We start from the raw sequence: 21248 nt of genomic DNA on the forward strand, positions 1-21248 counted from the left end.
GATTTGTCCTGCATCAAGCTGGGTCTGGAATGTGGGCGATCGCCCCTCCAGCCAATTCACCTCCGTCCGCCACAATATTCCGCTCTACAGCCTGGAAAACGCCTTCAACCTGGCAGAAGTTGCCACCTGGGACACGCGCTGGCGACGCTATTATGCAACCGTTTCTGAGGCCCAGCCCGCACTGCCCGACTCGGCCTATGTTTGCGAGTTGAAAATTGACGGCTCAGCCCTGGCGCTGACCTACGAAAACGGGCTGCTGGTGCGCGGGGCGACGCGGGGCGATGGCGTGACGGGGGAAGACATTACGCCCAACGTGCGGACGATTCGCTCGATTCCGCTGCGGCTGAAGGGCGAACACCTGCCGCCCGTGGTGGAGGTGCGGGGCGAGGCGTTTTTGCCGCTGGACGTGTTTCAGCAGATTAATCAAGAGCGAGAAGAGGCGGGCGAGGCGCTGTTTGCCAATCCGCGCAACGCGGCGGCGGGAACCCTGCGCCAGTTGGATTCGCGCATTGTGGCCCGGCGGCGGCTCGACTTTTTTGCCTACACGCTGCATCTTGTAGGAGATGGGGATTTCCCTAAGCCTGCGTCTCAGTGGGAAGCGCTGGATTTGCTGCAAACGCTCGGCTTTCGGGTGAATCCGAACCGCAAGCTGTGCGAATCCTTGGAGGAGGTGCGCCAGTTTGCCGACCACTGGGAGCAGGCCCGGTTTGACCTGCCTTACCTCACCGACGGGCTGGTAATCAAGCTGAACGGGCTGGCGTTGCAGGAACGGCTGGGCTTTACCCAAAAGTTTCCGCGCTGGGCGATCGCCCTCAAGTATCCCGCCGAAGAAGCGCCGACCGTCGTGCAGGGCATCTCCGTGCAGGTGGGGCGGACGGGCGCGGTCACGCCTGTTGCAGAACTGGCCCCAGTGCAGCTTGCAGGCACGACTGTTTCGCGGGCGACGCTGCATAATGCCGACTTCATCGCGGCGCTGGATGTGCGCGTGGGCGATACGGTGATTGTGCGAAAGGCGGGCGAAATCATTCCCGAAGTGGTGCGCGTGCTGCCGGAACTGCGACCCGCCGGGGCGGAACCGTTTCAACTGCCGACCCATTGTCCGGTGTGCAGGCAGCCCCTGGTGCGCCCGGAAGAGGAGGCCGTCACCCGCTGCGTGAATTCATCCTGTCCGGCGATCGTGCGCGGTTCCCTGGTGCATTGGGCCTCGCGGCAGGCGCTCGATATCAACGGGCTGGGCGAGAAGTGGGTGCAGCAGTTGGGCGATCGCGGCTTGTTGAACAGCGTTGCCGACCTGTATGACCTGACGGCGGAGCAACTAATCGGCATTGACCGGATGGGCAAAAAATCCGCTGAAAATCTAGTTAGGGCGATCGCCCAATCCAAAACCCAACCCTGGTGGCGCGTCCTGTTTGGGCTGGGTATTCGGCACGTCGGCGCAGTCAACGCGCAAACGCTGGCCGAAGCCTTTCCAACTGTCGAAGCCCTGGCCGCCGCTGAAGAATCGGACATTGCCGCTGTCTACGGCATTGGCCCGGAAATCGCCCGGTCGGTCTATCAGTGGTTCCGCGTGCCCGCCAACCAAGCGCTCGTGGAGCGGCTGCGGGCGGCAGGGCTGACTCTGGCAGGCGAGGCGAAACCTGCATCTGACAAACCCCAAACGCTGGCAGGCAAAACCTTTGTGCTGACGGGAACCCTGCCCACGCTGAAACGGGATGAAGCCGCTGAACGGATTAAAGCGGCGGGCGGCAAGGTGACGAGTTCCGTTAGCAAGAAGACTGATTTCGTGGTCGTGGGTGAAGACGCGGGGTCAAAATTGGAAAAGGCGATCGCCCTAAAAATCACCCAATTGTCAGAGGCGGATCTCCTCAAATTACTGTCAAATTCGGAGGGAGCTTCGCCCTGAGCGTTTTCCAAAGCCGACCTACGCCAACTCCTGACCGATGCCCGTGCCTCCTGGTTTGTTTTCGTCTGCCCTGTCCGTTCGACGCTGCCTGCGCCGATGGATTGTGGGCGTGGCTGGCCAGCAGGTTGGCAATAAAGGCGCACGCGGGCTGAGGGTCGGGCGATCGCCACAATGCCACCCCAGACATCGCATTTGCAGCAATAAACGCTGGCGGCGGGCCCTGCTTGCATCCGCCTTTGCTCTGCCCCTAGCGCTCGTCGCCCCGCCCCTCCGCGCAGCCGAGCGGGTGCTGGTGTCGCTGGGGCCGTTTGAGCGCTCAATTTCCGTCCGCGCTCTGCGGATTTATGCCGAAGAAGGGCGCTATACCGAAAATCTGCGGGTTTATGCCCGACACTATGCCACAGAAGAACAACTCCAACAGCTCGAACAACTCCTCAAAACCCGGCTGGAGCTAAACCTGACCCCCTGGGCCGTGTCCCAGTTTCTCTATTCCGACCAGGGCGAACTGTTGCTACAACGGCTGGGCGAAGTCGTTCGCACCGGGTCAAACCTGTCGGGCAAGCGGGCACTGCGGTCGGCCCTGGTGCTGGCGGCGGCCGATGGAGAAAACGGTCTAACGCCGCTCAACGTGCTGGAGCATTTTCCAGTAGACACGATGCGGATTGACCTGACCCGCGCGTTTTCTATTATTTCGTCCATCGAGCGGTTGGTGAACCAGACCAAGCAGGCCATTGATGCGATCGCCCTGATTTCCGAAGACAATGCCCGCCTAGAGCCAGTGGTTTCCACGTCCCAGATCAATCCGGTGCGTCCCGGCCGCTACACGGTTTCGCTTCAGACCCTCACGCAGGAACAGTTTCGCGGCTGTTTAAGTGCCCCCGCCAGTCTGTATTCCCCTGCGGATCATAGCCTGGTTTATACAGGACGACGCTTTGGCAATCGCCCGCTGGAGGTCGATCTATACCTGCCTGTCGCAGATCGTCAAAATCAGCCGCCCACTGCCATGCCGCTGGTGGTCATCTCCCACGGGCTAGGCTCAAATCGTCTCACCTTCAGCTACATTGCCCAACATCTCGCGTCCTATGGCTTTGCGGTTGCGGTGCCAGAACACCCCGGCAGCAACACCAAACGCCTAGAAGACCTGATCGATGGGATTGTTCGCAACGAAACCGAACCCGCTGAATTTGTCCAGCGCCCCCAGGACATTACCTGTCTACTCAACACGCTAGAGCGGGACCCCCGGTTCAAGAACTTGATCGATACCGAGCAAGTGGGCGTGGTTGGACAGTCGCTCGGTGGCTACACAGCCTTTGCCATCGCGGGCACCCCGATTGATCTCAGTCGGCTAAACCAGGAATGCAAGCTTGATGAAACCCTGAACCTGTCGCTGCTGCTGCAATGTCGCCTGCAAAACTGGGTGCTGGATTCCAACAACCTGCGCGACCCCAGGGTAAAAGCCATTATCGCCATCAACACCCTGGGCAGCAGCCTGTTTGGGGAAGAAGGCTATGCGGCGCTAGATGTCCCCACGCTGATCGTTGCCAGCGGAGCCGATACGGTTACCCCTGCGCTGCCGGAGCAAATTACGCCCTTTACCTGGCTGACGACACCCCACCGCTATCTGCTGCTGCTGCAAAACGCGACCCACTTTTCCGCGATCGATGTACCCGCAGAAGACAATGTAGCGGTTAACCTGCCGCCGGAAGTCGTGGGCCCCGATCCGGCGATCGCCCATTACTATCTCCGCACCGTCAGCCTCGCCTTTTTCCAAACCTATCTGAATCAGGACGATACCTATCTCCCGTTTCTCAGCGCCCGCTACATCGAGCAACTCCAGGATGACCAGCTACCCCTTAGCATTGTGGAGCGCTTCACTCCCGATCAACTTGCCCAGGCGAATGCTCGGAAACCCTGAGTAAGGCTTGCCTCAGCTTAGTTTGCAGCTTTGCAAAGCCGTGATGCACTTATCCGACTGCTGATGACTTGTGGCGAACGGTTTCCTGGTGCTATTACGGAGATCGAAATGTATTAAAAGAGATCAGTGCGATCGCCAAATGGTGGGGAAGGCACAGGCATTTACACCGACACCGCATCACTTCCGAGCGGATTCTCTGCTTCTGGAATTCCAATTCAGATTGTCAGAGATGGATTAGTTGAAGGCAGCGAGACCTTTACGATTAATATCACTGCTGTCGATTCTCCAACCTATCAGATTGGTGAAAAAAGCTCGATTTCTGTCACTATTGAGGATGGATTGACGGCAAACACGATGTATATCGAGTCCGGAAACACGCTTCTTAATGAACTGATTGGGCATGTGCTGGGTGCATATGACATCGTGGCTGGCGTAGTTAGTAATGTTGGCGTAGTTAGTAATATTGATCACCTTTTGGCAGACGGTCTGGGAGAAGTGCCATTCCGATTTGAGCTAAATGATGAGCTTCTCTTTGATCCTTTTCAGAATTCTCCTTTAAGTGAATTGATAGATTTGAAGCTGGTCTCGAAAAAGATTGCAGTGGCTGAGACTAATCTGGATACAGATGCCATAGGGACAGTGCTGGGGGTACATCAGTATGGGCACGCTATCAGCCTGGACAGCATTCAACTGGTTCCTGTGGCACCGTTGGAGTTGCTGTTGTAAAACTCTCTTCTAAACGTAGGTAGACCAAATTAAAAATCATCTCTTAAGACCTTGCGCCGCCTACGCCGCGGGCAGCATAGGGTTTTTGGTTTGATGTTTTGTGTTCATTGACTGATTGGATTTGGGATTCGTTCAAAGACTCTCTGGTTGAGCAATTTCTAACACAAAACTCTCTAGAAAAATTGAAAGCGAGATGATTGGGGAGAGAGGCTTATCCTGCCCGAGTTCTCATGGGATTCTTAGGTCACTCCCAGCAGCACTCTGGGTCAAGGAGGCTAGGATGTAGGGAGCGTAAAGGATTAGAGGGCGATCGCTTTTTGGGGGCAGGGCTTCTTTCTCTAGTATTTTCCAGTGTTTTATTGTTGCGGTACTATGAGAGAAGAAGTAAAGAAGTATGAATTCTCTGCGCCCCTGATTTGGCAGTGCTTGATTAAACCGCTGGGTCGTTCTGCTGGACTTTTACTTCTTATTGAAAATGATCCGTATGCTTCTCTTGCACACTTCTAGAGACAGTTGGTAAACCACTATGGTGCTATTTGGGTTTGGTAAAAAGCTGGCGCTGCCGACTTCTGAAGAGGCTTTGCCGGGGCGATCGCAGCCAATGCAGGTTCAAAATCGCCACTTCGTCAACGGCAACCCGCTTCAGCCCCCATTCCCCGACGGGATGGAGCTAGCGCTGTTTGGGCTGGGCTGTTTTTGGGGCGCAGAGCGAAAGTTTTGGCAGCAGGAGGGCGTATACAGCACGTCCGTGGGCTACGCAGCGGGCATCACGCCCAACCCCACTTATCAGGAAGTGTGCAGCGGTCTGACGGGGCACAACGAAGTCGTGCGCGTCGTATACGACCCGTCGGTGATTTCCTACGAAGACCTGCTCAAGGTGTTTTGGGAAAGCCACGACCCCACCCAAGGAATGCGCCAAGGGAATGACGTAGGCACGCAGTATCGCTCTGGAATTTACGTTTATTCTGAGGCCCAGCGGCAAGCCGCCGAAGCCTCTCTCCAGCGCTATCAGGCTGCGCTCAAATCAGAAGGCTATGGCAGCATCACCACTGAAATTCTGGATGCGCCAGAGTTCTATTACGCGGAGGACTATCATCAGCAGTATCTTGCCAAAAATCCGGGGGGCTATTGCGGACTGGGCGGCACCAAGGTCTGCTACCCGCCGACGACCGCCAGTGTATAGCTTGTGAGCCTTGCTAAGCCTGTATTCTGAAGCGATCGCCCGCACGCTCCACCCGCTACCATCCTGCGCCAAAGCGTCTCTTACAGATGCAACTGTGACGGGCTGGTATGGTGGAGCGTGTCGGCGTTCGGGCAGGTGGCTGTATCTGCCCCGAACCCGCCTTGCAGAGGCGATCGCCCACGCTCTTATGCAGGAACTCGCAGCCTGTGAGGACTGCAACCGTGAAGGCAAGATGTACGGCGTTTTGCTCGTCAAAGCGCAGGCTGATGAACTGTATTTTCTCAAAGCGTTTTCTGGATTGCTCAATGGCAGCAGCACAAAAGAAGGATGGGTTCCGCCAATTCCAGGGCGCGATCGCATTGCTGCATTGGAACTGGAAACGCTGAATGCGCTGCAAGCAATCAAGCAAGAATTGATCCAGCTAGAAACCCTGCCGGTTCGTCAGGTTTATCATGCTGAAAAACTCAAGTTTGACTATGAACTAAAGCAGCTTTCGGATCTGCACCAGAATCGGAAGCAAGCCCGCGATCGCACTCGGAAGCAGCTACGCCAGCGCCCTGAAGACGACACAGTGGCGATCGCACTCCAGGCGCTGAATCATGAAAGCCAGCAGGATGGCATCGAGCGCCGAAACTTGAAAGTAAAGTGGAATGCCGTCCTGCATCCACTACGGCAAGAAATTGACCAGGCAAACGCACGGATTGCAGAACTGAAACAGCAGCGCAAAAGTCTATCTCGACAACTCCAGGCAGAATTTTACACCGCTCATCATCTCACCAACTTTGCAGGCGACTCTCGACCCCTGCAAGCGCTGATGCCGTCTGGTTTTTTGCCCACCGGGACGGGCGATTGCTGCGCCCCAAAGCTTCTGCATTATGCAGCAACCCACGGACTAACGCCGATTGCCCTGGCGGAGTTTTGGTGGGGGCCGTCGCCTGCGCGAGAGCATCGGGTGCAAGGACAGTTTTATGAAGCCTGTGCAGAGCGCTGTCAGCCGCTGATGGGGTTCTTGCTGTCGGGCTTGTCGGCTCAGGTATTGAAGACCGCTGCGCCGGAACCGCTAGGGATTCTATACGAAGACCCGTGGCTGCTGGCTGTCCACAAGCCCAGCGGACTGCTGTCGGTGCCCGGTCGCTATGGACAAGATAGCGCGATCGCCCGACTCTCAACCCACTCACGGCTCTATCCCGCGCATCGGCTCGATCAAGATACCTCTGGCGTGCTGCTGCTGGCAAAAGACGCAGAAACTCACCGGGCGCTCCATCAGCAGTTTCAGCAGCGCCAGGTGAAAAAGGTCTACGAAGCGCTGCTATCCGGCCGTCTAGCGTCCGTTCCTGATGAAATTTGTCTGCCGCTGTGGGGAGACCCGGCCGAGCGTCCCCGGCAGCAGGTCGATTGGCAGCGGGGCAAGCCCAGCCAGACCCAAGTGCGCCTGCTCAGACAGGAACGCTGTGAATTCGATGGGGTATGGCGCAGTCGGGTTGAGCTAGTGCCTGTGACCGGGCGCACGCATCAGCTTCGGGTTCATGCGGCAGACGCGGCGGGTTTGGGAATGCCGATTTTGGGCGATCGCCTCTACGGTTGTCCAACACACGCGCCCCGGCTCCATCTGCACGCTCACCAGATAACGGTCAAGCATCCGCAAACGCATGAAACGCTAACGCTCAAAGCTTCAGTACCGTTCTAAACCAGTACCGTTCTAGAATTACCCCCACTCTAAAATTATCCCCACCTTTGCGGCTCGTAGTCTGCACAATTCATCGCCTCTTCCGACAGCGCTCGCTCCGGATGTACCGTGCATTTCAAGTGATAATCGCCCGTAAAAAATCGACATTCAGAACAGGGAATCTTGTGCATTTGTTGCGCCTGGGCCAGCCCGTCTCGCCCTGCCGAAATTAGGTTCCAGGCCACCAGCCCCACCATGCCCCAAGCCACCACAAAACAAACTGGAACCAGCACCAAATGCACCAGCCACAACGCTCCCTGTATCCCTTCGCGTAAACCCGTGTAGAGCAGTTCAGACACGACGGTAGTTTGAGTAGTAAAAACCTTAACTAGCTTAGGGCATCTTGGGAACCCTGCTGACAGAATGCTACATATTGCAATAACCGTCTTGAAATAACCGTCTGCCGTCTCGGAGGGTGTTTGAAAAGGTATCGCCTGTAATGTTAAGCACTCAGAGATCCCCCCTAGCCCCCCTTAAAAAGGGGGGAAACCGCCTTAAAGTCCCCCTTTTTAAGGGGGATTTAGGGGGATCGGCACGCTTTGCTACAAACAGTAGGACTTTTCAAACATCCTCTCATGGCATGAGGCTTTACTAGAAATAAACTTTACTAGAAATAAACTTTACTAGAAATAAACTGGAGTAGGCCGTATAGGTTCCTCAGGGTTTGGCAATAGGTTCTGGCTGGTAGAGTTTGGCGATCGCCCGCAAGGTTTTATGGCTCAATCTTCTGGAACAACAAGCTGCTTGGGCTGCTTGGGAACCCTCTTCTTCATCGTGTTTGTTGTGCCTTCGATTATTTCTGGGCTATTTGCGGTCTTTCGCGGAGAAGCCTCGCTGGGGATAAAAAACTGCTCATTTAATATTACGAATGGCTCCTTTAGCTGTAAACCAGAAATTACTGCTAAGTATCAATTCCTGGACATTACAAATCTAAAAATAAAGCAAGATAAAATTACAGCAGCGATTCAAAAATTTCATGCTCAAGTCAACCAGGCAGACTGTCTTTCTGTTTATGAACAGTCTAGTGAAACGTTTCAAAAAGCCAATTCACTGCCTCATTTCTTAATGTACTGTGACGCGATTCAGCGCAACTCTGGCAGAACAAGTGCGTTCGAGATCCTCGGCTGGGAATGGCTCCCATCCGATCATCAGGCGAATGAGTTTATCCGCGTTCATTTATGGGTTCACGGTCAGCGTTCTAACCGAGAGGAACTGCTGGTTTGGCAGATGCACGGCCCGAACGTGCAGCTTGTGAGCCATGCCTATGGACTCATCCCCACTCAGTTTGGGGGGCGCTAATGGTTTTGCAAGAGTTTTGCCAAGCCTCAAGATTGATTGTTGAATCGTCGCTTGATACAGTGAGATTTTCTAGCGAGATTTCCTGCTTGAATTCTTGCTTTGTGGCTTAATCACAAGTGACCGAATCACAAGTGGCTTAATCACAAGTGGCTTAATCACAAGTGGCTTAATCACAAGTGACCGAATCACAAGTGGCTTAATCACAAGTGGCTTAATCGCAATTTGTGATTCGGCAGAATGCTCTTGCAGGGAAGCCTGACGATTTAGCACCAAGGAAACATCCGTGGAGCTTTATAAAGTGGATCTTTATAAACAGGGGCTACGTCCGCTGCTGTTTGGCGGGCTGCGGGCCGACCCAGAATGGCTACACCGTCGGCTCATCGACACACTTAGCGGGCTTGCCGAGGCAGACGCAACCCGCAATCCGCCGCTGGCCTCCTGGGTGCGGCAGCAGGGTCGGCGGGCCTTTTGCAGCGCCCATCCTGCCCTCAGCCAAACGCTCTGGGGCCTGAGTTTTCAGAATCCGGTGGGGCTGGCGGCTGGATTCGATAAGGACGGACGGGTCGCCCACCTGTGGCAGGATTTTGGCTTTGGCTTTGCGGAACTCGGCACTGTCACGCTCCATGCCCAGCCCGGAAATCCCCGCCCCCGCCTGTTCCGCCTGCCTCAAGATTTGGCGGCGCTCAACTGCATGGGGTTTAATAATGAAGGAGCCGCTGCGATGGCTGCCCGCCTGAGTGCGTCTGCCATGCCCCTTCAAGATGCTGACCCCTCTGCGTTGCGATTCCCCTTGGGGATTAATCTGGGCAAGTCCAAAGTGACCCCGCTGGAGTCTGCGGCGGAGGATTATCTTGGCAGTTTCCGGCTGCTTCAGAATTGCGGCAATTACTTTGTGGTGAATGTGTCTTCGCCCAACACGCCTGGATTACGATCGCTCCAGGATGCCGACCAGCTTGACCGCATTTTGGGGCTATTGCAGCAAGAAAATGCAGGGCAAAAACCTCTGCTGGTGAAGATTGCGCCGGATCTCAACGAGGAGGCGATCGCCGATATTCTTGCCCTCTGCCAAACCCATCACCTGGCGGGGATCATCGCGACCAATACAACCGTTCAGCGCGATCGCCTCCACACCCAACGCCTCGCTGCAACGGGGAAACTGCTCACAGAAGAGGCCGGCGGCATCAGCGGCGCACCCCTCCGCCAGCGCTCCACCGAAATCATCCGGCTGATTTATCAGAAGACCAGCGGGACTCTGCCCATCATTGGGGTTGGCGGCATTTTCACCGCTGAGGATGCCTGGGAAAAAATTACCGCTGGCGCAAGCCTGGTACAGGTCTACACGGGCTGGTTTTATGAAGGACCGTGGATGGTGCGCCGCATCCTCGACGGCCTCGCCCAAAAACTAGAGGCGCACGGTTTGAGCCACATCGAAAGGGCGATCGGGTGCAAGGCTTGAAAAACCCAAACTCTTTGCAGAACTCTTTGCAGAGATGACTCATTTAGCTCATTTAGAAAGTTAGAAAGTCCAGGACTTATGCGCTTGCGATAAGCTTTTTGGATTTCGGACAATTTCTAGCGGGCGCAACTGATGAGAAATTGTCCAACTGCGTAAGTCCTGAAAGTCGTATGCTGAATGAGGCGTGAGATGCACCTTTCTTCTCACCTCATTTCTCTAATACTCCAATCTCTAATACTCCACCTAGTCCCCATGCGCGTCGAATTTCGAGAATGCGACTTTTTCAACCTGTGGATTTGGCTAGAATTCACGCTGCCGCCTTCTGCAATGGAGCAGCAATACATCGATGAGATTTTTAACTCCTGGTTTTTCCTGGGCAAGCTGGGCGGGTTCAATGCCGAAAACTTGCAGGTTCAGGATACTGGGCTGGATATCAGCTATCTGGACTACGACAATGACCAGGCCGATGAAAGCCTCATGTCGCTCATGCACAACATGGGCGAGGTGGAGTATGAAGGCAACTGGGCCCGCTGTTGGATCGATATGGGGACGAGCGATGCCCTGGCGCTGGACGTATTAATCAACAGTCTGAAGCAGTTCAGCAAGGACTATGTGACGATCGAGCGGGTTATTATTGGCGGTGAAAACGCAGACTGGAAAATTCCCGCCCGCAGCAACCCCGGCTTTGTAGACGAAAACTACAACAATTGAGGCGGGTGAATTAAGGCGGGTGAATTAAGGCGGGTGAATTGAGGCAGGCGGTTGGTTTTAAGCCATCTACGGATTTAGCAAAGGCATTTAGCAAAAAGGGGGAGATGAAGGCAATCCATCTCCCCCTTTTTGAATTTGGTTTGAATTTGAGATTTGAACTGGGCGCTTGGACTTGGCATTTGAGCTAGGAGAAGCACTTTGCAGGCACTCTATGCTTCTCCTATGCCCTAGTCTTCGTCCTCGTCGTCATCCTCATCATCGTCGTCGGCGTAATCGTCGGCCAGCTCATCGTCCTCAAGGACACCAGAGAAGGCATCGTCACCAAAGCCGTGCGACGGGCGCGGAAACTCAGTCCCTTCTCGCATTCCCAGACCTTCCGGCGGCGGAAACACGTCAAAGCCGCTGTCTAGGTCATAGCTGCGGGCGGTCAGGTCATCCAGCACCACATCACTTAGTCCCATGTCGTCCAGCGCGTCGAGGTCAACGCTAGTGGACTCTTCGTAGGCATTGAAGCCCGTGCCCGCTGGAATCAGACGACCAATGATCACGTTTTCCTTCAGACCCCGCAGCCAGTCCGACTTGCCTTCGATCGCTGCTTCAGTCAGCACACGAGTCGTTTCCTGGAAGCTGGCGGCCGAGATAAAGCTGTCGGTGTTCAGCGAGGCCTTGGTGATCCCCAGCAGCACCGGGGTATATTCCGCTGGCGCACCGCCCGTAATCGACATCGCCTCGTTCACCTGCTGAATCTGGTGCAGTTCCACCAGTTCACCCGGCAGCATGGTGGTGTCGCCCCCGTCATCGATCCGCGCCTTGGAGGTCATCTGGCGCACAATTACCTCGATGTGCTTATCCGAAATTTCGATCCCCTGTGATTGATACACCGACTGCACTTCGTTTACCAGGAAGGTTTGCACCTTCTCCAGGCTGATCAGCGAGGCTTCGTGAACGCCCAGCGTTTCCCGATGCAGATCAAAGAAGATCTCCAGGATTTCGTGGGGGTTGGCAGGTCCGTCCGTCAGCGGTTCTGCGGCACCCACTTCCTGCCCGTCGATGATCAGCATGTTTTGACCCGGGCCGATGGGATACTCGGTGATTACGCCGTCCGCTTCGACGACCTTCACCTGCACGGTGTCGTCGTCGCTGTAGACCACCTGCGCCGTGCCCGGTCGCCGCGCCAATACGCAGGCTTCTTTGGGCTTGCGGGCTTCCAGCAGTTCCTCAATCCGGGGTAGACCCTGGATGATGTCTCCGGTCTTGGCGCGTTCAAACACCAGCAGCACCAGGTTGTCGCCCCGTTGCACCAAATCACCGTCGTCGATGTGCAGCACGGCACCCGCCGACACGCGATAGGGGCGTGCCAGTCGCAGTTGCACCTGGGAATCGCTGACCGACAGAACTTGCCCCGATTCTTGAGCGACCACACCATCGGCGATCGCCGCTCCAGCCACCAGCAGGTCGCCCGCTTTCACAGTGGGGGACTTGCCCTCCGTCTCGACGGTCAGCTTGTCCGACTCGCGAACGACCAGAATCCGGCGGGCTGATTCGTTGCTGCCCACGCCGCGCACCTCGCCCCCTTCCTTACACAGGATCTCGGTGCGGGCCACTTCGTCTCCTGGCGAGATTTGATCCCCGTCTTTCACCAGCAGCGTGGTTAGCGTGCTGCCCTGGGTCTGGTCGGCGGGCACGTCGCGACGAATCACCAGCGATTCCAGAATCACCAACTGGAGGCGCAGCAGTTCAGGATCAGATTCATCAGGCACTAGCTCAATATCCGCAGCCAGTTGTGCATCTTGATCAATCTCCAGCACTAGCTGAGTCCGCAGCAGTTCCAGCCCTTCGACCGACTTGACGCGCTCCCCGTCCTTATACATCGTTCGCTGCACTGCCCGGAGTTGGATCGCGCGACCCGACTCCTCGCTGGTCGAAGACTGGCTGGGCACTGAAGGCTCGTCGGGCACAGCAAACTCCGTCACCGGACGCAGCAGCAGTGCTGGGCCTTCGGGCGAATCGACATATTCGACATAGCGCAGATCCGTCAGTTCAAGACCGGGCAGCAGTTCTTCGCCGGGGTTGGCGATCGTGCCGTTGCGACTCATGACGGCTTCCGGGTTGTCAACCATGTGCAGTTCGCCGGGCTTGATCACGATTTCCCGCAGAATGTCGTTCTTTTGGGTCACTTCGACTACGCCGCTGCTCTGGCAGAAGATGTCTTTGACCACTTCGGTGCCCGCTTCCACAAACTGCCCGTCTTCGACCAGCAGCAGCGAAATGTCTTTGTTCACCTCGTGGGATTCTTCAGGAATCCAGAGAATCGTGCCGCCCTTGACGACTTCATAGCCCTGTTTGGCTTTGCCGCGCTTCTCTAGCTCGATGCCAGAGAACTTGATGATGCCGCCCGTCTGGGTGTGGTAGCGGTCGTCAATCAGTTCTGCCACGACTTGCTTGTTCACCACCTTGGTGCCGGGTGTGGCAATCAGGGAGAACCGCTGGTTGTGCTGGGTTTCGATGATGTAGTGTTCGCGGCCTTGCTGGCTTTCGGCAATGACGCGGGCCTGATCCAGCAGCACCGACGCGGTGATGATTTCGACTTCGCGCCCCGCTTTGCCTTCGCCATCCTGGGGCAGGCGCACCGTTCCGCCGTTTTCAGTGATCAGCTTGGTCTTGGCGAGGATGCTGTTGGCTTCGACGCGATCGCCATTCTTTACAACAGGTTCTGCGCCCGGTGGCAGGTTATACACCTCGCCCGACAGCACCCACAGCAAGCCGCCCCGCTGGGCAATGCGAGTGATGTTGCCCTGGCGATCGCGCTTCTCTTCGGGCACGAGGTCGGCAAATTTCACCTCGCCAGCCAGGTCAGAAGCCACGTCCTTACTGGCTTTTTCCGTCACCTTGCGGACACGCCCCGTCGCGGGCAGTTCTGCCAGGATTTGATCGGCCACGACCGACTCGCCTTCCTGGGCAAACAGGATGGAACCCTGAGTAATCGTGTGGGACTCCTTGCGGCTGCCTTGTTCCACGATCACTTCTACCGAGGGCGACTCGATAATCAGCGCGTCTTCGCCGTGGCGGGTGCGGAAGGGGCGAGAGCGCAGCACTTCGTCCTTACGCTTTAGCTTCAGGTGAACTGTGCCGTTGAAGCTGGCGCGGATGGTCGGAGCCTGTTCGCCTGTGACCGTGCCGCCCGTGTGGAACGTCCGCATAGTCAGCTGCGTCCCCGGTTCGCCAATCGACTGCGCCGCAATGATGCCCACGGCTTCGCCCATGTCCACCAGGTAGGCGTGGGCCAGGCTCCAGCCATAGCAGCGCTGGCAAACGGAACGAGAGGCTTGGCAAGTGAGGGGCGATCGCACGACCACCTGCTCTACCTTAGCCCGACCAATTTCCTCCGCCATATCGTCGGAAATTGGCTCGTTGCGAGGAACAATAACTTCACCCGTTTCGGGATGAATCACATCCTCCGCAGGCACGCGACCCAGCAGCCGATCCTTCAGAGGAATCAGCACCCGCTCCCCGTCTGTCATGCTGCGGATGGGAATGCCGCGCTCCGTGTTGCAGTCTAGTTCCCGAATAATCACGTCCTGCGATACGTCCACCAGACGACGGGTGAGATACCCGGAGTCTGCCGTCCGCAGCGCTGTGTCCACCAGTCCTTTCCGCGCCCCGTAGGAGGAAATGATGTACTCTGTCACCGTCAGCCCTTCGCGGAAGTTGGTCTTAATAGGCAGGTCAATAATTTCCCCCTGCGGATTGGCCATCAGGCCGCGCATCCCCACCAACTGACGCACCTGAGAGATGTTTCCCCGTGCGCCAGAAAACGCCATCATGTAGACCGAGTTGAGCGGGTTGCTCTCGCGGAAGTTGCGAACCACCGCGCTGGTTAGGTCTTCGTTGGTGCTGTTCCAGGTGTCGATGACCTTCTGGAAGCGCTCTACTTCAGTAATGTCGCCGCGAGTATAGCGCTCCTCGGTTTTGCGGATTTCGTCCTCGGCTTCGTCGAGCAGTTTGCGCTTGCTGGGCGGAACCTGCAAGTCGTCTACACTAATCGACACCCCCGCCCGCGTAGCAAACTTGAAGCCCAAATCCTTTAGCTCGTCGGCTACCTGTGCTGTGCGGGCAGTCCCGTAGTGGGTGAAGGCCCAGGCAATCAGTCGCCGCAACTGCTTTTTATCGATCACGCGATTGCGAAACACGACGGGCTTTTCGGATCTTTGAATCGAACTTTGCTCTGTCATAGATGATGTCCCGCCCTTCAGAACTCAAAAAGGTTAGCAATACTGGGTGGCTGTCTGGCAGCTACACCAAGGTGCAGCCCGCGAAACCGGAAACGAATGGATCAAGAAGCCCTGTAGGGCGATCGCCCTTCACCGCCCACCCCCAACCCTGACGCTGCTGATCTGCTGCTCATCTCAAGTTGCGAGTAAAGTTGCGAGAGGGACTGGAGGGCGATCGCCGTCAACGGCCCTAGCTGACGAGCGCTTCCTGGATCGTCTTGTGGTAGATAATGCGGCCCGGGGTCGTGCGAATATATTGAGACACCTGGTTGCCCTCGGCATCTTCCCGGACGCGGCGATACTTATAGAGCTTCGTGACAATGCCGTCTTCGGAGCGCTGCTCCTCAATCGGCTCATTGTCCGCCTCTGGCGACTCCACATCGCCGTCAAACCGCACCCAAACGTAGGCGTGCAAATCAACCTGCTGCTGCTCATAGGCAACGATCACATCCTCCAGGCTGGAGAAGTAGCGATCCTTGCCCTTAGTAGCATTGGGGTTTTCTGCGGTCAGATAGTAGCAGCCCAACACCATGTCCTGGCTGGGGGTGACGATCGGGCGACCCGTGGCTGGGGAGAGGATATTGTTCGATGCCAGCATCAGCAGACGCGCTTCGGCCTGGGCTTCTAGCGAGAGAGGGACGTGAACCGCCATCTGGTCGCCGTCGAAGTCTGCGTTAAAGGCCGGACACACCAGCGGGTGAAGCTGAATTGCTCGACCGTCTACCAGAATGGGTTCAAAGGCCTGAATCCCCAGACGGTGCAGCGTTGGGGCACGGTTTAGCAGCACGGGGTGGCCGTCGATGACCTCTTCCAGCACATCCCAAATCTGGGGATCGTTGCGCTGAATCAGCTTCTTCGCCGCTTTGATATTGTTCACCAAGCCCTGACGAATCAGGCGGTGGATCACAAAGGGCTGAAACAGCTCGATGGCCATTTCCTTTGGCAGACCGCATTGGTGAATCTTGAGCTTGGGGCCGACCACAATAACCGAACGACCGGAGTAGTCTACCCGCTTACCCAGCAGGTTTTGGCGGAAGCGACCCTGTTTCCCTTCGATGATGTCCGACAGGGATTTCAGCGGGCGGTTGTTAGCTCCGACCACGGTGCGGCCGCGCCGTCCATTGTCGATCAGCGCGTCTACGGCTTCTTGCAGCATCCGCTTTTCGTTGCGGACGATGATTTCCGGAGCCAGAATTTCCTGAAGCCGAGCCAGACGGTTGTTCCGGTTGATCACCCGGCGATACAAATCATTCAGGTCGGAGGTGGCAAAGCGACCGCCGTCCAGTTGCACCATCGGGCGCAGATCTGGCGGAATCACCGGAATCACATCCAGCACCATCCACTCCGGCTTGGACTGGGTAGCGATGAAGTTGTCGATCACCCGCAGCCGCTTGATCAGCTTGGCGCGTTTTTGCCCTTTGGCCGTGGCGATTTCTTCGCGGAGCTGCTCAGCTTCTTTCTCCAAATCCAGGTCTCCTAGCAGTCGTTGCAGCGCTTCTGCACCAATGCCCACTTCAACCCCAGTGAGCTGAGAATCTTCGCTATAGAGCTGATCTTCGATCTCAATCCACTGGTCTTCCGTCAGCAGTTGCTTGTAGCTAAGGTTTTCGGCGTTGCCGGGGCTGAGAACCACGTAGGAGTTGAAGTAGACAATCTGCTCCACGTCCCGCAGCGGCATATCGAGCAAAATCGCCATGTAGCTGGGAATGCCCTTGAGATACCAGACGTGGGCCACGGGAGCCGCTAGCTTGATGTAGCCCATGCGGTGGCGGCGGACGCGAGATTCCGTCACTTCCACGCCGCAGCGTTCGCACACGATGCCCCGGTGGCGCACCCGCTTGTATTTGCCGCAGTGACACTCCCAGTCTTTAGCGGGGCCAAAAATCCGCTCACAGAACAAGCCGTCCATTTCCGGCTTGAGGGTGCGGTAGTTAATCGTTTCTGGCTTGGTGACTTCGCCTACGACCTGTCCATTTGGCAGGGTGCGCTCACCCCATTGGCGAATCCGCTCTGGCGAGGCCAGCCCAATCTTCACGTAGTCAAACCGCTGTTCGATTTTGGGCATTCGTAGTCCTTCCTTCTGTAACGATGAGGCGCGTAAAGCTTAAAAAGCGTATTGAGGGTGCAGGCGAGTGACAAACCGGAACAGCCTGCTGGGAGTAGAGTTGCAAGGGTAGAGACTGGAGAGGCGATCGCCCAGTCCCCGGTTCTTGTCAGATTCGAGCGGGGCGATCGCGCAACGGCCATTCTGACGGCTACTCGTCGCTGTCGTCCATCTCGTCCCGCGAAATCGACTCGTAGGTGGGGCGCGATGGCGCACGGCGACTGCTGACATCGGCCATCAGGTCAATTTCCACATCGCGGCTGGTACCGTCTTCCTGGGTTTGCAGCTTGTGCGCCGCAATATCCAAACAGAGCGACTGCAACTCGCGCATCAGCACCTTAAAGGATTCCGGCGTACCCGGACGGGGGATCGCCTTGCCCTTCACGATGGCATTCAGCGCTTCGTTTCGGCCCTGCATGTCGTCGGATTTCACCGTCAGCAGCTCTTGCAGGATGTAGGCAGAACCAAAGGCCTCCAGTGCCCACACCTCCATCTCGCCAAACCGCTGCCCCCCCTGCTGCGCCTTGCCGCCTAGAGGCTGCTGCGTCACCAGCGAGTACGGGCCCGTCGAGCGGGCGTGGATCTTGTCGTCCACCAGGTGAACCAGCTTCAGCATATAAGCCTTGCCCACGGTCACAGGCTGGTCAAAGGGTTCGCCCGTGCGCCCGTCGTAGACCTGGATTTTGCCCGGATTATCGGGATTAAACACCCAGGGCTGGCCGGTCTTTTCTGCGGCCTCTTGCAGCTTGGCGTGGGTGGTCAGCCGCGAGGCTTCCTGTCCGTACATTTCGTCAAACGGAGTCATCTTGAACCGCACCCCCAGGTTTTCTGCGGCCCAGCCCATCAGACACTCAAATACCTGACCCACATTCATCCGAGACGGCACGCCCAGCGGGTTCAGCACAATGTCAACTGGACGACCGTCGGGCAGGTAGGGCATATCCTCCAGCGGCAAAATCCGGGAAATAATCCCCTTGTTGCCGTGGCGACCCGCCATCTTGTCGCCGACCTGAATCTTGCGCTTTTGCGCCACATAGACGCGCACCACCATGTTTGCCCCAGGAGGCAGTTCGTCGCCCTGCTCACGGGTAAACACCCGCACGTCCACCACGCGACCCTTTTCGCCATTCGGCACGCGCAGCGAGTTGTCTCGCACATCCCGCGCCTTTTCGCCAAAGATGGCCCGCAGCAGCTTTTCTTCCGGCGGCTGATCCGATTCGCCCTTGGGGGTCACCTTGCCCACCAGAATGTCCCCTGCTTCTACCCAGGCTCCAATCCGGATGATGCCCGTTTCGTCAAGCTGGCGCAGCGCGTCTTCCCCCACGTTGGGAATTTCGCGAGTGATTTCTTCGGGACCCAGCTTCGTTTGGCGAGCCTCAATCTCGTATTTTTCAATGTGGATTGAGGTGTACACGTCGTCGTAGACCAGGCGTTCGCTGATCAGAATCGCATCTTCGTAGTTGTAGCCTTCCCAGGGCATGTAGGCCACCAGGATGTTCTGACCCAGCGCGATTTCACCGCCTTCGGCCGCAGAGCCATCCGCCAAAACCTGACCCGCCACGACGCGATCGCCCACATTGACAATCGGGCGCTGGTTCAAGCAGGTATCCTGGTTCGAGCGCTGGTATTTTTGCAGGATGTATTCCTTCTCCTTACCGTTTTCGCCGCGCACCCGAATACGGTTTGCATCCACGTAGGACACCTCACCGTCAAACTGGTTGACAATCACCATGCCAGAGTCGCGGGCAGTCTGGGCTTCTAGTCCCGTTCCCACCAGCGGTCGCTCAGGACGCAGCAGGGGCACTGCCTGACGCTGCATGTTTGATCCCATCAGGGCGCGGTTCGCATCGTCATGCTCCAGGAACGGAATGAGAGAGGTCGCCACCGAGATAATTTGCACTGGAGAAATCGCCACATAGTCCACTTCGGCTGGCGTGGTGGTCGTAAAGTCTCGGCGATAGCGGACGGGCACTTGCTCGCCCATGATGTAGCCGTCTTCATCAACCGACACATCTCCGGGAGCCACCCGCAGGTCATCCTCCTCATCCGCCGTCATATAGACGGGCGGCTTATCCTTCAGCACCCGACCCTCTTTGACCTCGTAAAAAGGGGTTTCGATAAACCCGTAGGGATTGACGCGGGCGTGGGTTGCCAGAGAGCCAATCAAGCCTGCGTTTGGGCCTTCTGGCGTTTCGATGGGGCAAATGCGTCCATAGTGAGAGGGGTGGATATCACGCACCGCAAAGCCCGCCCGCTCTCGCGTCAGACCGCCAGGGCCTAGGGCGCTGAGGCGACGCTTGTGGGTCAACTCCGCCAGCGGATTGGTCTGATCCATGAACTGCGAAAGCTGCGAGGAGCCAAAGAACTCCTTGATCGCGGCCACCAGCGGTTTGGGGTTAACCAGCGAAGCAGGGGTTAGCGTGTCGGCATCCGATACGGTCATCCGCTCCCGGATAATCCGCTCCAGACGGTTCAGACCAACTCGCACCTGGTTTTGCAGCAGTTCGCCCACCGAGCGAACCCGGCGGTTGCCCAGGTGGTCGATGTCGTCCACCATGCCAATGTCAAATTCCAGGTTGATCAGGTAGTCAATAGCCGCCAGGATGTCCTGCGGAGTTAGCACGCGCGTGGTTTCGGGCACACTGAGCCGCAGTTTCTTGTTGAGCTTGTAACGTCCGACGCGGCCCAAGTCATACCGCTTGGGATCAAAGAAGCGGGAGTCGAGCAATTGCTGACCGCCGGACACCGTGGGCGGTTCACCAGGGCGCAGCTTGCGATATAGCTCCATCAGGGCTTCTTCTTCGCTGAACTGCCCTTCCTTGTCGATGGTTTTTTGGAAATATTCGGGATGGCGCAGCGCGTCAAAGATTTCGCCATCGCTCAAACCCAGCGCCTTCAGCAGCACTTGAGCAGAGAGCTTGCGGGTTTTGTCAATGCGAACCCACACGAGGTCATTTTTGTCTGTCTCGAACTTTAGCCAGGCCCCCCGGTTGGGGATCAGGCTGGCGTTGTAGGTGCGGCGACCGTTCTTGTCCGTTTCTGCTTTGTAGTAAACACCGGGGCTGCGGACGATCTGGTTGACGATAACGCGCTCGGCCCCGTTGATGATAAACGTACCCCGATCGGTCATCAGCGGCAGGTCGCCAATAAAAACTTCCTGTTCTTTGATCTCGCCGGTTTCTTTATTAATCAGACGAGTGGGCACATACATCTGAACGGCGTAGGTGCTGTCTCGCCGCTTAGCCTCGTCTACGTCATACTTGGGGCGTTTCAGCTTATAGTCTTTGCCCAAGAAATGGAGTTCGAGCTTGCCCGTGTAATCCGTGATAGGAGAAAAGCTATCTAGCTCTTCAATCAGTCCTTCTTCCAAGAACCAGCGGAAGCTTGCACGCTGGATTTCGACCAAATCGGGCAGCGTAAAGTTGGCAGTGGCTTGTGTAGTCATGCGTCTCCTCGAACAGGTCAATTCTGGGGAGCATCCCAGAGAGCAAGGCAGTAGGGTCAAAAGCGCGGTCAGGGGTTTGCAGGCTCAAGGAACAGGCGAGAATAGGGAATTCCCAATGCCGAGATGAGCTAAGATGACGTGAAACGGCGATCGCCACACAAGTTCCTGAGTTCTGAACTAGCAGAAAACAGGGGCTTGCGTGGACGCAAAGGCTCTCCAAACCGTCTCGGTGAGCCAATCGAACTCAGGGGAAAGCTCGAGGTAGGGCAAGGTCAATGTCCTGACAGGGACAACTTCAGGCTGAACAGGCTGAACAATGCTGAACGGTATCAAGTTGAATCTCAAATCGGCTGAATGAGCTAAGCTGGGCGGGCTAGCGGAAGGGCAGGTGAGCGAAGTTGGGAGAGTTGCCGCGAGGGGCAATGCAACCCGTGGATGAGAGAGTTGCGCCAAAGGGCATATCGGCAGAAAGAAAAATAGAGAAGCATTTATATAAGAAATCTGAATCT

The 21248-nt window shown here is 56.6% G+C and carries 12 protein-coding genes; 8 read left to right on the forward strand and 4 right to left on the reverse strand.

The annotated features are described in order from the left end of the window. The 5 genes from ligA to IGS51_RS13485 all read left to right on the forward strand — a co-directional run. Positions 1-1903: NAD-dependent DNA ligase LigA (ligA, locus tag IGS51_RS13465; RefSeq protein ID WP_297078887.1), on the forward strand; the 1903-nt coding region annotated here is incomplete at its 5' end. A 37-nt stretch (positions 1904-1940) separates the two neighbouring features. Further along, positions 1941-3818 carry an alpha/beta hydrolase gene (locus tag IGS51_RS13470; RefSeq protein ID WP_297078888.1) on the forward strand — a complete coding sequence of 626 codons (1878 nt, stop codon included), beginning with the start codon at positions 1941-1943 and terminating at the stop codon, positions 3816-3818. Between the two features lie 126 nt (positions 3819-3944). Next, positions 3945-4544, forward strand: coding sequence for a hypothetical protein (locus IGS51_RS13475; protein ID WP_297078890.1), 600 nt, complete (start codon positions 3945-3947; stop codon positions 4542-4544). A 526-nt stretch (positions 4545-5070) separates the two neighbouring features. Further along, on the forward strand, positions 5071-5727 hold the full coding sequence (gene msrA / locus IGS51_RS13480; RefSeq protein WP_297078892.1) for a peptide-methionine (S)-S-oxide reductase MsrA: 657 nt from the start codon (positions 5071-5073) through the stop codon (positions 5725-5727). Positions 5728-5737: 10 nt separating this feature from the next. Then, on the forward strand, positions 5738-7414 hold the full coding sequence (locus tag IGS51_RS13485; protein WP_297078894.1) for an RluA family pseudouridine synthase: 1677 nt from the start codon (positions 5738-5740) through the stop codon (positions 7412-7414). 35 nt (positions 7415-7449) lie between these two features. Here IGS51_RS13485 and IGS51_RS13490 read toward each other — a convergent pair whose 3' ends face one another. Beyond that, positions 7450-7743 (reverse strand): hypothetical protein, encoded by a 294-nt coding sequence (locus tag IGS51_RS13490; protein WP_367279336.1) that lies wholly within the window; start codon positions 7741-7743, stop codon positions 7450-7452. Positions 7744-8167: 424 nt separating this feature from the next. On the opposite strand from IGS51_RS13490, the gene IGS51_RS13495 reads away from it, so the two are divergent. From IGS51_RS13495 to IGS51_RS13505, 3 genes are all read left to right on the forward strand, one after another. Next, positions 8168-8752, forward strand: a complete 585-nt coding sequence (locus tag IGS51_RS13495; RefSeq protein WP_297078897.1) for a hypothetical protein — start codon at positions 8168-8170, stop codon at positions 8750-8752. A gap of 298 nt (positions 8753-9050) precedes the next feature. Further along, a complete protein-coding gene (locus IGS51_RS13500; protein ID WP_367279337.1) occupies positions 9051-10208 on the forward strand; it encodes a quinone-dependent dihydroorotate dehydrogenase in 1158 nt (385 codons plus the stop codon). A 252-nt stretch (positions 10209-10460) separates the two neighbouring features. Further along, complete coding sequence (locus IGS51_RS13505) at positions 10461-10919, forward strand: DUF3531 family protein (RefSeq protein ID WP_297078900.1); 459 nt, start codon at positions 10461-10463, stop codon at positions 10917-10919. Positions 10920-11146: 227 nt separating this feature from the next. Here IGS51_RS13505 and IGS51_RS13510 read toward each other — a convergent pair whose 3' ends face one another. The 3 genes from IGS51_RS13510 to rpoB form a co-directional block, all read right to left on the reverse strand. Beyond that, a complete protein-coding gene (locus tag IGS51_RS13510; protein WP_297078901.1) occupies positions 11147-15151 on the reverse strand; it encodes a DNA-directed RNA polymerase subunit beta' in 4005 nt (1334 codons plus the stop codon). A gap of 229 nt (positions 15152-15380) precedes the next feature. Further along, positions 15381-17255: a DNA-directed RNA polymerase subunit gamma gene (locus IGS51_RS13515; protein WP_297078903.1), complete on the reverse strand. Its 1875-nt coding sequence runs from the start codon at positions 17253-17255 to the stop codon at positions 15381-15383. A 190-nt stretch (positions 17256-17445) separates the two neighbouring features. After that, positions 17446-20739: a DNA-directed RNA polymerase subunit beta gene (gene rpoB / locus IGS51_RS13520; RefSeq protein ID WP_297078905.1), complete on the reverse strand. Its 3294-nt coding sequence runs from the start codon at positions 20737-20739 to the stop codon at positions 17446-17448. Positions 20740-21248: the final 509 nt, after the last annotated feature.

The sequence above is a fragment of the Thermoleptolyngbya sp. M55_K2018_002 genome (genome assembly GCF_015295965.1).
In the GTDB taxonomy this organism is placed as follows: Bacteria; Cyanobacteriota; Cyanobacteriia; order Elainellales; family Elainellaceae; genus Thermoleptolyngbya; species Thermoleptolyngbya sichuanensis.

What these genes read in the sequence shown, in the direction of transcription:
- msrA (WP_297078892.1), top strand. Translation starts at nt 5,071, where the DNA reads ATGGTGCTATTTGGGTTTGGTAAAAAGCTGGCGCTGCCGACTTCTGAA.
- rpoB (WP_297078905.1), bottom strand. Translation starts at nt 20,739, where the DNA reads ATGACTACACAAGCCACTGCCAACTTTACGCTGCCCGATTTGGTCGAA.
- IGS51_RS13505 (WP_297078900.1), top strand. Translation starts at nt 10,461, where the DNA reads ATGCGCGTCGAATTTCGAGAATGCGACTTTTTCAACCTGTGGATTTGG.
- IGS51_RS13470 (WP_297078888.1), top strand. Translation starts at nt 1,941, where the DNA reads ATGCCCGTGCCTCCTGGTTTGTTTTCGTCTGCCCTGTCCGTTCGACGC.
- IGS51_RS13515 (WP_297078903.1), bottom strand. Translation starts at nt 17,255, where the DNA reads ATGCCCAAAATCGAACAGCGGTTTGACTACGTGAAGATTGGGCTGGCC.
- IGS51_RS13510 (WP_297078901.1), bottom strand. Translation starts at nt 15,151, where the DNA reads ATGACAGAGCAAAGTTCGATTCAAAGATCCGAAAAGCCCGTCGTGTTT.
- IGS51_RS13495 (WP_297078897.1), top strand. Translation starts at nt 8,168, where the DNA reads ATGGCTCAATCTTCTGGAACAACAAGCTGCTTGGGCTGCTTGGGAACC.